We start from the raw sequence: 14,346 nt of genomic DNA on the forward strand, positions 1-14,346 counted from the left end.
CTTACAGGTTATCAGCAGATAAAGATTCTGACGGGAACTGCGCCCACTCGAACCAGAACCGGCTAAACGACCCGAGCAGGTCAGCGCACGCGTCCCGACACTCCGGTGCCGTGACGTGTGCATTGCCGCCATGCTCGGTGACTACGGTTGCGTCTGTCTCGTCTGCGGTGACCACGACGGTGGGAACGGGTTCGAGACGCGGACTCGATTTGATTGCATTGAGAAGCGTCGTCCAGTCCGGTGATTCGAAGCCACCCCCCAGGACAATCAGGTCCGGAACGCCGTCGTCTGTCGATGCGGTCGTTTCGGTCAAGCGCTCGATTGCCTGCTCGCCATCGGTGACGACATCGACAGTGACTGGATAGTCTTCGAAGGAGTCGGAAACCGTATCAGGAGGTATCGGTTCCGTCCCGACGAACAGAACGGTGCGCTCTCTTGCACCTCGGATGGGTCCACCGTCGACAGTCGATTGTTTCCCTGGTGTAGAGTCACCAAACATATGTGCTATATGAGGATGAGATGACCAGAGGGCAAGTATTGTCGCACACCCTGAGAGTAGCTTCTACTTACTTCCCGGTTAGCGAATTCATATATTATATATAGCTCCTATCTACCCACGAATGACTAAAACTGGGGCTTGTTACGACAACAACGATGCAGTGGACGGGTTCTCTGACCACGTACAGTCGTACGACAACCAGATTTACGGCCCAGAAAGAGAAGTGACTGAATCGTAACTCTGCTCATGGATTCCTCAAAACCATCCGGAACCGACTCCGTGGGTTCGCTTCAAATTCGTTCCGACGCTCTGGAACGGGTTTCTGACGCCGTCCTGTCTTTCGATGAACACAACCGCTACACATACGTCAACGAACGGGCTGCGGAAATCCTCGATGTCGACGCCGACTCACTCCTCGGAGAGCACATCTGGGATGGGTTTGCAACTTCGCAGGGAAGCCAGCTCCAGGATGCCATCGAGCGAGCGACTCGACTCGACCGCGACATCGATATCGAATGGCACGATTCGGGGCTAGACTGTTGGTTCGAAGGTCAAATCTATTCCGACGAAACAGGACTTTCGCTTTTCTTTGATGAAGCCACAGAGCAAGGAACGCGCCACCAAGACCTGGACCGAGCGGAAACGCTGTTCCAGAACGCACAGGACGGGTTGTTCGTTATCGACGTCGAAAAGCAGGGCGAGCGATTCCGCGTCAATCGCGTCAATCAGGCCTACGAGGCGCTCACTGACACGTCAGTCGACGAGCTACAGGGGAAAACGATTCGTGACCTTGCTGATGAGCACGACAGCGCGGCTGTTCGCGAGAAATACGAGGAGTGCATGCGTCGGCGCGAAGAGCTACGGTACGAAGAACAACTGTCGATTTTTGGTGACACGTCACGGTGGGAAACGAGCATCTCACCAGTCATCATCGACGACGAAGTCGTGCAACTCGTTGGCTCCACGCGGAATATTACCGACCGAGTAGAGCGCGAGAGCCAACTGCGCAAGTACGAACAGATAGTGCAACAGACCGGTCACGCCGTGTTCTCGACGGACGCCGATGGCGAGATTCAGTACGTGAATCCGGCATTCGAGAAAATGACTGGCTATACGAGCGGTGAGGCGCTCGGGGAGACACCGTCGCTACTCAGTTCCGGTGAGCACGACGATGCGTTCATTGCCGACCTCTGGGAGACCGTTCTCGCAGGGAACGTCTGGCACGGCGAAATCGTAAACGAACGCAAAGACGGGACACAGTTCACCACTCGCCACACGATTGCACCAGTGACCGACGAATCAGGTGCAGTGACGAATTTCGTGGCAATTTACGATGATATCACTGAGCGGAAGGAACGCGAAGAAGAACTCCGTGAAAAGACGCGGGCACTCGACAAGGCCCCCGTCGGAATCTCGATTGTCGACCCATCGCAGGACGATGAGCCACTGACCTACGTCAACGATGCGTACAGCGAGATAACTGGGTACGACGAAGACGAGGCCGTCGGGCAGAACTGCCGATTTCTCCAGGGCGAAAGAACCGACCCCGAACAGGTCGGACAAATCCGTGCGGCGGTCGACGACGCTACCTCGGCCGAGGTGACCTTGCGAAATTATCGGAAGGATGGGACCGAGTTCTGGAACCAGTTATTGGTCGCTCCTGTGAGAGACGACGACGGGACACTGGAGAGTTTCGTCGGGTTCCAGAAGGACGTCACCAAACGACGGGAGCGCGAAGCGGAAATTCAAACCCACCTCGTCCAGGCCCAGGAAGTCGGTCACGTCGGCAGTTGGTACCTGGAGATAGAGGAGGGCACGCTCTCATGGTCGGACGAATGCTACCGGATATTCGGGCTGGACCCGGACCAACCGATGACCTATGACCGGTTTCTGGAGTTCGTTCATCCCGACGACCGCGAAAATCTCGAGAACGCCTGGCACGCCGCACTGGACGGCGAGCCTTACAACGAGAAACACCGAATCGTGGTGGACGGAGAAATCAGGTGGTTACACGAAACGGCCGAAATCGAATTCGACGACGACGGCCACCCAGTGAACGGTATCGGCGTCGTTCGAGACATCACTGACCAGATAGAGCGTGAACGGAAAATTAACGAGCAGAAGAGACGCTACGAGTCGTTGTTCAACAGCATCCAGGACCCCATTGTCGTAACAGACGAGACCGGCCGGATTACCAATGGAAATCCAGGGTTGACTGAACTCTTCGGGTACGAACTGGACGACCTCGAGGGGCAGTCGTTGCGGACACTGGTCGCAACCGAGGAAGACAGCCTGGAGCTACGAGACCAATCCGAAGAAACGAAAAGCGAACTCCGGAACACGGTCAGGGCCGGGTATCAGAAAAAATGCGGGCAGGAGTTCACAGGCGAGACGACTATCTCCCAGGTTCAAAACTCCGGAGGCGATGCTGTCGGCTTCATCTATCAAATAAGGGATGTTTCAGACCGAGAGCGGAACACCCAGCAGTTGAAAGTCATCGACCGAGTGCTTCGGCACAACATCAGGAACAACATGAATGCGCTCATGGGTCACGCCGAAATCGTCCAGTCCAAGGGTTCAGGCAATGTCCAGCCCCACGTCTCGAAGATTCTCGAGGTGAGCCAGGACTTTGTCAGGATGGCCGAAAAGCAGCGGAAAATCACGACAGTGCTAACGGACCCTCCAGCCGGCGGTGTGCGTGACATCGTTCCGACAGTAGAATCGGTCATCACGGAGATTGAACGGCAGCATCCAGCGGCCGACATTAGTGTGAGTCTTCCCGAGACGTGTCAGGTACTCGCAACGCCTGACCTCGACAAAGCGTTCCGCGAACTGCTCAAGAATGCAGTCGTCCACTCGGACAGCGAGTATCCGAGCGTGACTGTCGATGTCTGGACCGAAGATGGCACCGCCACGGTCAGTATCTCCGATGATGGACCCGGAATTCCAGAGTCAGAATGGAAAATCATCACCCAGGACGCGGAGATAGACCAGCTGTACCACGGGAATGGGCTCGGTCTCTGGCTCGTCAGAGAGATTATCCGACAATCCAACGGGTGGTTAACGTTCGAACAGAACAGTTCGACGGGTAGTACCGTAACCGTTCATCTCCCGACCGAGTAACCATCTCGGCAGACGATTCTGACTGACCGACGTTTTCACACTGGAACTCTCCGTGTGTCTCGGGGCTGGTTTGCGAACTTGTCCTACAGTTGAAACTCGAACTCGACTCAATCGGATGTCCTTCTCTGACCGACGACGCACTTACCAGCAGGTAACTCCCTGGCTCACCTATCAGTTCGCTTTCGCTTAAGGGATGTGGTCGCCCATCGTAGTACGTAATGACACAACTGACGAAGACGCTACTCGTGGCCGGCATCATCCTCGTTGCAGGGGTTTCTGTCGGGACGAGTGCATTTACGAGTGCGACGGTCGAAAGGCAGGCAGACGCGAACGTGGTCGCTGACGAGAACGGCCTGCTCGGACTCACCGACGGTAACTCGGGGAACCTGGTCTACCAGAATGCGGCAGACCAGCTCGCGATCAACTTCACGCAAGGCACTGCCACCGGTGCGAACACTGACGCGCTGTTCGAACTCGGGAACCCGGCGGCCCCTGGGACCTCCAAAGCATTCCAGGTCACGAACAACGACGCCGAGTCCCACCAGATAACTGCCGCGTACACGCTCGACGCTGACGATGGCAACACTGTGGCGAACCTCGAGTTCCAGGTGTACGACAACACCGGAGCGCTCGTCGGTACGGTCACCGAAGAGGGACAGACCGTCTCGATGGACGCTGCCGCCGCTGAAACCTACGACGTCGTCGTTGTCGTGGATACGGGCCACGGGACCGGGACTGATACGCTGACCTCGGCCAAAGACCTCTCCGGGACGCTCGCGCTGACCATCGACGACGTCGACGAGGGTGGAACGGTCTCCGACGGGTCGTAATCCTCTCGCTAACGACGGATAGACCGATTCTCGGTTCTCCCCTTTCGAACAACACCAAATTTCAGTAACACATGATACAGAAAGCCGGCATCGTCGTCTTCTTGCTCCTCGTGGTCGCGATAGCCGCGCCGGCCGCCTCACCCGCCGGCATTTCGTACGTCTCATCTGACAGCATGTCGCCGACGCTCGACACCAACGACGGATACGTCCAGGTCCCGTCCGGAATCGTCGAACGCGGTGACATCATCACATTCTATTCCGAGGAGCGAGAGTCCTACGTGACCCATCGGGCGATGCAGGTCACGCCGGACGGCATCGTAACCAAGGGCGATGGAAACCCCTCGACCGACCAGGCCGCCGGCTACCCGCTCGTTCAGCAGTCTGACGTGTCCGGGAAACTCCTGACTGTCGGTGACGGTCCTGTCGTCATCCCCCAACTTGGCACTGCACTCGGTGCGATTACGGATTACTGGTATCTCATCGTGGCGGCCCTCGGTGCGTACCTCCTGACTGCTGGCCTCCGCTCTGACAGGCGACGGTCACGGGAGAATCTCCTGCGAAGCCGGCAAGTCGTCCTTCCGGTAACGGTACTCGTCATCGTCGCGGGCGTCGCGTTCGTCTCGCTGGGCGGCTTCCAGCAGACGCAAGTCTACACTGTCACTGACGAGCCAACAAACAGTTCGGCGACGCTGACAGTCGGCGAACCGCGCACTGAAACGTTGACACTCGAGTTGACAGCATCGCCGCTTGCCCACGTCGTGACGGAGACTGACGGGATGGAAGTTGTCAACATCACGCCGACGGACGCGAGCGGCGGTGCGGTGACTTCGCCGTCGAATCGCCTGCCACAGGAACTGTTCGACACCTCCGAGCAGACGGTCGATATTCGGATTCCATCACAGCAGACGGCAGGCCCCCACCCGACCAGCATCCGTATCGTTACCTACCCAGCAGTCCTTCCGGGTGGAATCATCAACGCGCTCCACGGTGTCCACCCATTCGTTGCCGCAGTGACGACCGTCTTGCTGAGCATTGCTCCGCTGTATCTCCTGTACTGGTTGCTGACTGACCCGACGACGCCGCTTCGAGGAACGCGGCGTCGACTGATGCGGAAACTGGGTGACCGATGATGGGGCCGCCTCGTCGCTCCCGGTCACGCTCCCGCAGTCGACGCAGCCTCTGGCTGAGCGTCGTGGGTGCGGTTGTACTCGTCGCTATCGTCGGTCCGTTCGCTGGTGGCCCCTCGGACGCGTTCACCAGCGGGACGCTTGACCGTTCCTCGTCGGTCGGCGTCGCCGACGATGCCAACGCGCTCGTGGGACTCGACGTCTCGTCGTCGGTGGCTGCCGGCAGTTCCTCCCGACTCGTCACCGTGACCAACCAGTTCGAGAACACGGTGACTGCGACGGTCTCACTCCAGGGATCGCCGGGGTCGCTGTCGAACGCCCAGGCCACGCTCGCACCCGGCGAGTCCCTGACGACGAGCGTCTCTGTCGACTGTGACTCTCCGCCCGACACCGTCTCGTTTACCGTCTCTGCAACCGATCGTTCGCGGGTCACCGCGACAGCAACCCGGGAGACGGCTGTCGACACCTCGGACTGTCTGGCCACCACGGGACCATTCGTGTTCCGCTCCGGGTCGGCGACGACCGGTAGCTTCTCCGGGCCGGGCGGCACCTCGACTGGAAGTCTCGAATTCTCAATGCAGAACACGGCGTCGACAGCCAACACGATTGTCGGCTTCGAGCTTGAGAAGGCGGGCACTGCGACAGCCCTCTCGTTTGACGGGCCACCGCCAGTGAACGTCGAAGCCGGCAAAGACGAGGTGTACATCGACGCGAACGGAGGGCCAACGGACAGTGAAGGCGCGGCTGAAGCGAGCAAGAACGACCCCGGCTACGACATCGGAACTGGGACAACGTACACTCTCGACCAGTCGGTGACGGTCGACGCTGGCGAGACCGCATCCGTAGCGTTCTACCAGTTCGTTTCGAACGGACAGCCAGATGGGTTCACCACGGGTGACGAAGTGGTGGTTACCTTCTCCCTTCAGGATGGCTCAGAATCGACGGTGTTGGTCACTGTCTGACCGGCTATCCCGGCTTTCCTCGCAGTAAGTCTCCCACCAACAGGAGCGTTAGCTCCTGCTTTTCTACCCATCTGGCATTTGTACTGGTATGAGCGAGGACACCACCAAGGGGGCCGACGTCGGATGAGCTGGGACCTGCCACTCCGAGCGCGCTATCTCTGTGGCCGGTACGAGCGCGTACTCGTCGCGGCATTTATGGTAGTCAGTGCTATCGCATTCGCTGGTGGGGCCGCTGCGGCAGTCGCGCCGACCGAGACCCAGCAGGTCACAGCACAGACCGAGGCACAGAGTATCAACACTACACTCACGACGCATGCGACGGTGACCGGCGATACGACGCTTTACGAGTCTGACGAGCGCCTCACTGATATGCCGGTGTATTTGCTCTCTGCGACGCCAAACGTGACCTTCCTGGCCACGACGACGGTTCCGTCCGTAGAGACGACGGTTAGCCAACAGCTCGTCCTCGAACTGACTGCAACCAGGAACGGGGAGATGTTCTGGCAGAACCAGACGACATTAGCCTCGGAAACAAAGCGTGTTACTGACGGACAGGCACGAACGACTGCCACGCTGGATATCCAGGAACTCACTCGCGAACGACTGGCAGCAACGACGGACGCCACCGACGGCGTCGGAACCATCCAAGCACGGGTGTTCGTCGATACCACCTACGATACCGGGAGCCACACCGGCTACACGAACGCGAGTACGGCACTGTCCATCACGGACCGGGCGTACGAACTCGACACGCCCCAGACATCCCAGCAGAGTCACGCGACGGCAGTGACGAAGACAGTGCCAGTTTCCGAATCGACAATCGGTCTTGCGGGCCTCGAAATTCCCAGCCGAGCAGTCGGCTGGACCGTTGTCGGGCTCGTTGCTCTCGTGGTTGCTCTCGTGGTCTGGTTGACCGCCAGTCGCATCGAGGACTTCGAGGCATTCGAGAAACAGTACGAGAAAGTCAGGTACGCGGAGTGGATCTCCCAGGGGAAAATCCCTGACTCTGGGTCCTATGTCCGTGTGCCGGTCGAATCGTTGCTCGACCTCGTCGACATCGCCATCGACTCGAAAAAGCGCGTCATTCACGACCAGTCCCGAGAGGTCTACGCCGTCGTCGATGGGAACATCCTGTTCGAGTTCCGCAACGACGCCAGCAATTCCGGGTGGATGAACGAGTTCGGTCTCGCACCGATGGACGAGATGGCACCACCACAGGAGTTCACGGAAGCCAAGTCGACGATACCGGACGGCGGTGAACAGGAGCCTTTCGACTGGTAACCACCGTTTGACACTCCACCGGCGATCCAGAGGTCCCACATTAGGAATTGGGCATTGACTGGCGACCCGTCAGCCGGTCACTCCCAGTCGATGACAGGGCATTTATGTCGAGGCGGGTCGGGCAATTGGTATGGAACGCGTCGACGTCGCTATCGTCGGTGGCGGGCCTGCTGGCACCTCGGCTGCGTGGAAAGCCGCCGAACACGGTGCCAGCGCGCTCGTCATCGAGAAAGGGGTGCCACGAGCCGACCGGGACCATCTCGGTCCGGACTCGACAGATGCCGCTGGCATGCTCGATTACTGGGTCGACCTGATGGACTTCGACCCCGAAGACATCCCTGAAGAGATTATTCTGCGCCGCCTCGACGGTGCCGACTTCATCGGCCCGTCAGAAACGCTCACTATCGAAGATACAAGCATCGATGCGTCGTACCCGGACTTTGGCTTTGCTTTCCACCGGGCTCGCTTCGACGACTGGCTCCGCGAGGAGGCCGAAGCCGCCGGCGCGACCTATCGAGTCGGTGACTCAATTACCGCCGTCGAGACGGACCGCTCCGGTGATGGAACCCGTGCCCAGACCCACCAGCTCACGCTCTCGAACGGTGACACAGTCGAATCCGAATATCTCGTCCTCGCAGACGGGCCACAGCGGACCGTCACGACGGATGTTCTCGACCAGTTTTTGCCGGGCAGTCGGTCGATAACTGACCACCTCAACCCCCGGACGGCAAACCATATCGCCTACCAGGAACATCGCAGAGTCCCCGACGATATCTACGAGCCACACCGGCTCAAGTTCTGGTGGGGGTACATGCCTGGCCATACCGCTTATCCGTGGGTGTTCCCCAACGATGGCGACGTCGCCCGCATCGGGCTGACGATGCCAATCGGGCTCGACATCGACGATTTCGACCGCTCGGAGTGGGCGCTCCTTCGAGAAGATGACGACGGAATCCCCCGCGGTGGCGAGTACATTGAGCGGCTTCTCGAATTGGTCTATCCCGAGTACGACATCGAAGATTTCCCGCTCGTTGAGGACCGCGGCAAACAGGGAGGGACCGAAACGTACCCAATCTCTTCGACGCAACCGATAGAATCGCCGACTGCGGCGGGCATCGCTGTCGTCGGCGGCGCAATGGGCGGCACCTCTGCGTTTCACGAAGGCGGCGACCACGTCGCTGTCCGAACTGGCAAACTCGCAGGCGAACTCGCAGCGAAAGACTGCCTAGAGCGGTACAACAGCGCCTGGAAAGACGCCCTGGGGGACGAATTCACACGCAACGTGACGATGGCGGACGTCGTCCACGACTATGGGCCGGACGACTGGGACTGGGCGTTCGGGACCGCCGAGCGGCTGCTCAATCGCGGTGAGTACTCGTGGTGGAGCATTCTTCGGTCGGGACTCAGTGGCTATCGGATGGTCAGGCTGTACAACTCGACCAAAGACACCTTCCGCGACGGTGGCTACGTCCAGTTGGCCGAAAGCGAGTACGAAACCTAAGTTCGATTATTCCTCTTCTGACTGGCGCTCTGTGCTGTCTTTCCCTCCCTCTTCCGTATCGTCTCCAGTATCAATCGAGGCCTCGCCGCTTGACCCATCTGGGAGATACGAAAACGGGGTGCCCTCGGACACGCGGTCGTCGAGTGCGGTCAGGACCGCAAGCGACCGGCGAAGGTCGTCGAGGGAGTCATCGACTGTCACCTCGTCCCAGCCACCGAACGTGTAGAACAGTTCATCCCGCCGCTGGCGAAGCGCCTTCATTTCTGCTACAAGGTCGTCGGGCACGTCAGTACAGCGCTTGAGCAGTTGCTCCCGGTCGGATTGGGGCAGCGCCCACAACCACTTCTGCGTTCCAGTCCGCTGGCGGTGGTCCTCGACGACGAGTTCATCCTGTACCAACCGGAGCGTGTAACTCTCGACGAGCACCTGCGTGAGACTGAAAAACCAGACGCGGTAGGTCCGCAAGGTCGCCGCTGTTAGCTGTTCCGGCCCGAACGAAGTCGCTTCGAGGTCGAAGGCATCGAGATACTGCTTCCACGCACCGCCCGTAGCAGTCATTGATTCAGTCTCCGAGAGTGCCGCGAGCGCGCTGTAGAGCTGTTTGACGGCACGCTTTGTGCTCTCTTCGGGCGACATCGGCGCTGTGTCGCCTGTCGGAATCGGGACTGGCGAGAGTGGCCATCCCAGCCCCGGCATCGAATTCGACCCAGTCGACTCGAACTGGTCAAACAACTGTCGAAACGGCTGGAACGGGTCCGAATTGTCGCTCATTTCCGGAATATTGCGTGGGAACCCCTATCAGTCTGTTCCCGCGAGGTTAATGAGGGTCGACGCGCTAGCGCGACTGCGTGCCTTTAGTCCCCGCCCGAGACCCCACACGGGAGCGATGACCGCGCGGCGAACCCGGGCACGCGACATTCACGGTTCGGAGGCGCTGACGCGTCTCCCAGCGCATGTGGCAATCGCCGCTCGCGCAACCGGCACTCGCACCGCGAGTGCCCGCCCGGCACGAGGGTTAGCCGGCTGACACGGCACGCCGCCAGGAATGATGCCGGTCGTTAGTGTTCCGGGCGTACATTTCACAGACACTATCTGAGAGGGAACTCTCGCCAGCCCAGTCAGCAGTATGTTTTTGCGGGAGTAGCAGCAACGTGTAGGTATGTCTGAAGGAGAATCCCGGCGGATCGCGCACGAGCTGATGAGCGAGCCCCACATTCATGGCCGCCGGGTCAGCGTCCGTCAGGTGTACGCCCTGGTCGAAGGACGTGATGAAGACCCCGAGGCTGTTGCCGATCGGTACGATCTCGACGTAGCCGACGTGTACCACGCGCTGGCTTACTATCACGATCACCCGCGTGAGATGCATACCGTAGAGCAGGGGCGCGAAGGCGCCATGGAAGACTTCCGCGAGTCAATCGATCGTCCCGAAGGGGTCGATCCGGACGCCGCCTGAGATGAGCGGGTGGCGCTTTTTGTTGGATGAGAATATCGACCCGAAGACGGCAACGTATTTGCAGAAGGAAGGACTCCACGCTGAGCACGTCCGTGATGCGCTCTGGCAGGGAGCCGATGACGAAGCGGATGTCCTTCCGTATGTCCGAGAACACGAACTGATTATCGTGACGAGTGATGTGAAAGATTTCGGTGGATTACCACCTGACGCCCACTCAGGTATTGTTCTCCTCTACGATGATACGCTGCCCGCGTACCAGGTTGCGGCTGGCCTTATTTCAATGACCGACGCGTACCAGAAGCGATATTCGTTTGGTGGGCGTGAAGAACTCGATCCATGGGTTTGAACAGATGTGTTGATTTCGCGTATTTGAGTGCCTCAAGTCAGTTAATACACTTTCACCAGGCCTACTAGTAGATTTTCGTCCGGTAGTGTTCCGGGCGTACATCCTTTCGACAGTATCGGTCATCACCCGAACTAATGTGTTACTCCGGGAATCGTTCATTCGTAGAGAGAAAACGATAGGGTAGTCGGATGCGAACCTCCGATAATGACCGACTCGTTTTGGTATCCGTCGGTCGAAGACATCCTCGACATCCACGAGGATATTGTCTCGGAGTATCCCGACACCAGCCCGGGAGTCCAGCGCCGCGGCGACATTGAGTTCGCACTGGAGTACGACAGAGAAGGTAGCTTCGGGTCGGTTCCGGAGACGATCCACGAGAAGGCGTTTTACCTGCTTCGGCTTCTCGTCGCTAACCATCCGTTCGTGGACGGAAACAAGCGCACCGCACTCAACGTGGTGGTCGTATTCTACCTGCTCAATGGATATCGGTTCGAGTACGATGACGAAATCAGGAAGATACTGAAGCAGTTCGGAACGGACGAGAGAGCTGTCGATGAGGACGGCGTGCTTGAATATCTTCGAGCACACACGACCGAAGTCGCTCTGAACGAAGTGGTCGAACGATGGCGAGGCGACCTCGTCGAGTATGGACTTGAACAACTGTCCGACGAATCATCGGACCCGAACGATTAACCGGATTCGTGGTCAAGAGGTAAACATGGCGACGGAAGAGAAGACAGGCGAACGAACACCACTCGACGACGTGATGGATGACATCCGTCGAGAGCTCGTGTTGCGCGTCGCCAAGGCTGATCGGGACGAACACCGCGATATCTACGACACCCTCGAAAACGAATAACGTTCTCAGGCCCGTCCCTTCTCGGTTCGTAGAAACGCGAGTTTCACTTCCGCCGATCCTACTAGTAGTTTCTCGCCCGGTAGTGTTCCGGGCGTACATTTCAGATATACTATCAGAATTATCTACAAATAACTCGACTCTGCACGTTTATAAACTGCCCTCAGAATGGAGAAAGAGGTGGTCGATGTCTTCCATCAGTCCATCGAGATCGCGGTCTGGTTGATCGCGCACCCACGAAAACATGTTGTAGATCGTCTCCTTGAGACCGTGTTCGAGTTGTGATCGGAGCGACGAGGCTTTCGAGACAAGTCGCTCCGAGGCGCTCGGTTCCGGACCAAGCCGAAGAAGGCTGTAGGCCAGCATCTGAAGGTGCCAGTGACGACTGGCACCGTCAGAATCACGAACCTCGCAGTCTCCTAAGCCAAGATCCTCTTTCGAGTCCTCGAAGAATGTCTCTACTCGCCATCTGTACGAATAACTCCGAATAATGTGTGCCGAAGGCGCGTCAATCTTGTTTGTTGCGAGGTACTTGACCGGATTCTCGTCGTCCTCATCGGTAACCTTCTCTGTGATTACCAGCCGAACCTCACCTAATTTCGAGATAGGGACTGTCTTAGTCCAGATTTTACGTTTCACCGTCAACTTCTCGCTCTTCCTTGTCGATGCACTCTTCGAGCGCATCGACGCGTCTCTCTTTGTTCGCGTAGGTCACCTGTCGGTTGCCCCGTAGTGGTCCAATCCAGTCCTTGCCGTGTGATTCGACGTGTTCGATCAGACCGGAGTCATGAGCAAACCATGCATCGAAGAGGTAGGTGTCCGCAGGCACACCTACCTCTTCTTCTAATTCTGTGATTATCTCTCGTGCGAGGTCGTATTTTGTCTCCTGTTCGTCTTCCTCGTCCTCGTCGTCGGCCTTCTCGTACTGGCGAAAAGCAAGTGGATAGGACGTTTTCTCATCGGTATAGAACGCGTAGACGAGGTTCTGTCCCCAAACAGGCTCACCCTCAGAGTGATCGTAGAACTCTCCAGCACCGGGAAGAGACTTCCCGGTTCGCTGGATAACTGAATCGTCAATAACGATGTAGCCGTCTTGTGACCAGCGTGTCTCTCCGTGTTTTTGCAGTTCCTCTAACCGCTCGTGATTGAGCTGATCCTCATCCCAATCGTATTCAGTGATGAACTTGTTGAGTGCTCGGTCACTTCCGGCGGGAAGGACCTCTCGTGCAATTCCGGTTACAGTCTTGCTGCGGCCCGCAGCAAGACCTGTCACGTACGTTTTGGCGTGAGTCGTTTGATGATATGATAGCGAGTCGAATTCATCCAGCACGTCGGTGCACGAGAGGAAATCCGTAATCGGCAGCATCAGGTTTCAATGCTGCCTACACCACGCCCCTACTTAAACGTGCAGAGCCGAGCAAATAATATAGATGGCTTCAGACACAGTCTCTTGTTGAATGATATTCACTCGTAGTAGCCTCTCTTTCTCGCTGGATCACGGAAACTGCCGATGACGACCAGCTTGGAATGAGGTCTGCCGGGAGTCCTGGCATCTGTCAGCGTCGGATGGCCGTGTTGTATACACCGCGCGAATCTTGCACGGAATTCTTCCTCGCTTCCAGAGAAGTGAATCGGTCGAAACAGGGCGCGAGTCTTGGATAGAGTCATCCTTCGATTGCGAGTGGTTGGATTGGTCGATACAGTCCATAGAGAAACCTAGATGCCCCCCGTCCTGTCACGGACACAGGTCAGCCCTATAAGCCATAGCGGTCGTGGGCCTCGTCAATTGGAAGAATTTCGAGTACACGAACCTCTGACTTATCTTCTACTATTGTATAGAAGGCTGTGTACGTCCGGGAGATATGCATCCGGTAGCGGTCTCGGCGGCCATCAATTGGGAGTTTCTCCTTGTCTCCGCGGCCCCGGCCAGGATACGGATTTGTAGCGAGATAACCCAGTTTCTCTTTGCAAACACGTATTGTCTTTTCGTCGGCGGCTTCGAGGAAGGCACGTGCATCGTCGCCCAACAGGACGTCGTATTCAGACATCTTCAAGAGCTGTCAGATCCTCAGTATCGGCTGCTTCGACATCTCGGAAGCGATTTTCGAGTTCTTCGCGGCGGCGCTGTCGGGCGAGTTCTTGGAGCAACTCGTCGTAAGTCTGTCCCGGTTCCTTGAGCTCGTGTAACTCCTTGTGGGTCTTTTCAGTGACTGGAATTCGTTTGTCGGCCGACATTGTCCTGTCAGTACTTACAGTCCTGGTAGTATTAACAGTGTCGATGACTACTTTCACATCGCTACCCGGTTTGTATGCACGCGCACTGACCAAGTGGTTCAGTGACGACTAGTTGGAAGAAACCACAATGCTG

16 protein-coding genes are annotated in these 14,346 nt (G+C 57.7%); 10 read left to right on the forward strand and 6 right to left on the reverse strand.

Annotation, left to right across the window (positions count from 1 at the left end; all coding sequences use genetic code 11):
- Window position 1: 1 nt before the first annotated feature.
- Window positions 2-499 (reverse strand): response regulator, encoded by a 498-nt coding sequence (locus QYL91_RS11850; RefSeq protein WP_302080709.1) that lies wholly within the window; start codon window positions 497-499, stop codon window positions 2-4.
- A 279-nt stretch (window positions 500-778) separates the two neighbouring features.
- Between QYL91_RS11850 and QYL91_RS11855 the strand changes: the two genes are divergently transcribed.
- From QYL91_RS11855 to QYL91_RS11880, 6 genes are all read left to right on the forward strand, one after another.
- Window positions 779-3,622 carry a PAS domain S-box protein gene (locus QYL91_RS11855; protein ID WP_302080710.1) on the forward strand — a complete coding sequence of 948 codons (2,844 nt, stop codon included), beginning with the start codon at window positions 779-781 and terminating at the stop codon, window positions 3,620-3,622.
- Window positions 3,623-3,840: 218 nt separating this feature from the next.
- A complete protein-coding gene (locus tag QYL91_RS11860; RefSeq protein WP_302080711.1) occupies window positions 3,841-4,452 on the forward strand; it encodes a hypothetical protein in 612 nt (203 codons plus the stop codon).
- 71 nt (window positions 4,453-4,523) lie between these two features.
- Window positions 4,524-5,582 carry a signal peptidase I gene (locus QYL91_RS11865; RefSeq protein WP_302080712.1) on the forward strand — a complete coding sequence of 353 codons (1,059 nt, stop codon included), beginning with the start codon at window positions 4,524-4,526 and terminating at the stop codon, window positions 5,580-5,582.
- A 62-nt stretch (window positions 5,583-5,644) separates the two neighbouring features.
- Window positions 5,645-6,541, forward strand: coding sequence for a hypothetical protein (locus tag QYL91_RS11870; RefSeq protein ID WP_302080713.1), 897 nt, complete (start codon window positions 5,645-5,647; stop codon window positions 6,539-6,541).
- A 123-nt stretch (window positions 6,542-6,664) separates the two neighbouring features.
- Window positions 6,665-7,822, forward strand: coding sequence for a DUF5305 family protein (locus QYL91_RS11875; protein ID WP_302080714.1), 1,158 nt, complete (start codon window positions 6,665-6,667; stop codon window positions 7,820-7,822).
- Window positions 7,823-7,952: 130 nt separating this feature from the next.
- Window positions 7,953-9,323, forward strand: coding sequence for an NAD(P)/FAD-dependent oxidoreductase (locus tag QYL91_RS11880; RefSeq protein WP_302080715.1), 1,371 nt, complete (start codon window positions 7,953-7,955; stop codon window positions 9,321-9,323).
- 6 nt (window positions 9,324-9,329) lie between these two features.
- On the opposite strand, the gene QYL91_RS11885 is transcribed toward QYL91_RS11880, so the two are convergent.
- Window positions 9,330-10,094, reverse strand: coding sequence for a hypothetical protein (locus QYL91_RS11885; RefSeq protein ID WP_302080716.1), 765 nt, complete (start codon window positions 10,092-10,094; stop codon window positions 9,330-9,332).
- A 388-nt stretch (window positions 10,095-10,482) separates the two neighbouring features.
- On the opposite strand from QYL91_RS11885, the gene QYL91_RS11890 reads away from it, so the two are divergent.
- The 4 genes from QYL91_RS11890 to QYL91_RS11905 all read left to right on the forward strand — a co-directional run bounded on the left by QYL91_RS11890 (window position 10,483) and on the right by QYL91_RS11905 (window position 11,981).
- Window positions 10,483-10,776 (forward strand): DUF433 domain-containing protein, encoded by a 294-nt coding sequence (locus QYL91_RS11890; protein WP_302080717.1) that lies wholly within the window; start codon window positions 10,483-10,485, stop codon window positions 10,774-10,776.
- Between the two features lies 1 nt (window position 10,777).
- The gene (locus QYL91_RS11895) at window positions 10,778-11,122 is read left to right on the forward strand and encodes a DUF5615 family PIN-like protein (protein WP_302080718.1); all 345 of its coding nucleotides are present in this window, start codon (window positions 10,778-10,780) and stop codon (window positions 11,120-11,122) included.
- A gap of 204 nt (window positions 11,123-11,326) precedes the next feature.
- The gene (locus QYL91_RS11900; RefSeq protein WP_302080719.1) at window positions 11,327-11,815 is read left to right on the forward strand and encodes a type II toxin-antitoxin system death-on-curing family toxin; all 489 of its coding nucleotides are present in this window, start codon (window positions 11,327-11,329) and stop codon (window positions 11,813-11,815) included.
- A 25-nt stretch (window positions 11,816-11,840) separates the two neighbouring features.
- On the forward strand, window positions 11,841-11,981 hold the full coding sequence (locus QYL91_RS11905; protein WP_302080720.1) for a hypothetical protein: 141 nt from the start codon (window positions 11,841-11,843) through the stop codon (window positions 11,979-11,981).
- A 147-nt stretch (window positions 11,982-12,128) separates the two neighbouring features.
- Here QYL91_RS11905 and QYL91_RS18190 read toward each other — a convergent pair whose 3' ends face one another.
- The 4 genes from QYL91_RS18190 to QYL91_RS11920 form a co-directional block, all read right to left on the reverse strand.
- Window positions 12,129-12,617, reverse strand: a complete 489-nt coding sequence (locus QYL91_RS18190; RefSeq protein WP_369685597.1) for a transposase — start codon at window positions 12,615-12,617, stop codon at window positions 12,129-12,131.
- Complete coding sequence (locus QYL91_RS18195; protein ID WP_369685598.1) at window positions 12,607-13,344, reverse strand: IS701 family transposase; 738 nt, start codon at window positions 13,342-13,344, stop codon at window positions 12,607-12,609. Before QYL91_RS18195 ends, QYL91_RS18190 begins: the two co-directional genes overlap by 11 nt.
- A 388-nt stretch (window positions 13,345-13,732) precedes the next feature.
- Window positions 13,733-14,026 carry a type II toxin-antitoxin system RelE family toxin gene (locus tag QYL91_RS11915; RefSeq protein ID WP_302080721.1) on the reverse strand — a complete coding sequence of 98 codons (294 nt, stop codon included), beginning with the start codon at window positions 14,024-14,026 and terminating at the stop codon, window positions 13,733-13,735.
- Window positions 14,019-14,213: a hypothetical protein gene (locus QYL91_RS11920; RefSeq protein WP_302080722.1), complete on the reverse strand. Its 195-nt coding sequence runs from the start codon at window positions 14,211-14,213 to the stop codon at window positions 14,019-14,021. Before QYL91_RS11920 ends, QYL91_RS11915 begins: the two co-directional genes overlap by 8 nt.
- Window positions 14,214-14,346: the final 133 nt, after the last annotated feature.

Source organism: Salinibaculum rarum (assembly GCF_030505615.1).
GTDB lineage: Archaea > Halobacteriota > Halobacteria > Halobacteriales > Haloarculaceae > Salinibaculum > Salinibaculum rarum.

What these genes read in the sequence shown, in the direction of transcription:
- QYL91_RS11850 (WP_302080709.1), bottom strand. Translation starts at nt 499, where the DNA reads ATGTTTGGTGACTCTACACCAGGGAAACAATCGACTGTCGACGGTGGA.
- QYL91_RS11860 (WP_302080711.1), top strand. Translation starts at nt 3,841, where the DNA reads ATGACACAACTGACGAAGACGCTACTCGTGGCCGGCATCATCCTCGTT.
- QYL91_RS11865 (WP_302080712.1), top strand. Translation starts at nt 4,524, where the DNA reads ATGATACAGAAAGCCGGCATCGTCGTCTTCTTGCTCCTCGTGGTCGCG.
- QYL91_RS11875 (WP_302080714.1), top strand. Translation starts at nt 6,665, where the DNA reads ATGAGCTGGGACCTGCCACTCCGAGCGCGCTATCTCTGTGGCCGGTAC.
- QYL91_RS11880 (WP_302080715.1), top strand. Translation starts at nt 7,953, where the DNA reads ATGGAACGCGTCGACGTCGCTATCGTCGGTGGCGGGCCTGCTGGCACC.
- QYL91_RS11885 (WP_302080716.1), bottom strand. Translation starts at nt 10,094, where the DNA reads ATGAGCGACAATTCGGACCCGTTCCAGCCGTTTCGACAGTTGTTTGAC.
- QYL91_RS11890 (WP_302080717.1), top strand. Translation starts at nt 10,483, where the DNA reads ATGTCTGAAGGAGAATCCCGGCGGATCGCGCACGAGCTGATGAGCGAG.
- QYL91_RS11895 (WP_302080718.1), top strand. Translation starts at nt 10,778, where the DNA reads ATGAGCGGGTGGCGCTTTTTGTTGGATGAGAATATCGACCCGAAGACG.
- QYL91_RS11900 (WP_302080719.1), top strand. Translation starts at nt 11,327, where the DNA reads ATGACCGACTCGTTTTGGTATCCGTCGGTCGAAGACATCCTCGACATC.
- QYL91_RS11905 (WP_302080720.1), top strand. Translation starts at nt 11,841, where the DNA reads ATGGCGACGGAAGAGAAGACAGGCGAACGAACACCACTCGACGACGTG.
- QYL91_RS18195 (WP_369685598.1), bottom strand. Translation starts at nt 13,344, where the DNA reads ATGCTGCCGATTACGGATTTCCTCTCGTGCACCGACGTGCTGGATGAA.
- QYL91_RS11915 (WP_302080721.1), bottom strand. Translation starts at nt 14,026, where the DNA reads ATGTCTGAATACGACGTCCTGTTGGGCGACGATGCACGTGCCTTCCTC.
- QYL91_RS11920 (WP_302080722.1), bottom strand. Translation starts at nt 14,213, where the DNA reads ATGTCGGCCGACAAACGAATTCCAGTCACTGAAAAGACCCACAAGGAG.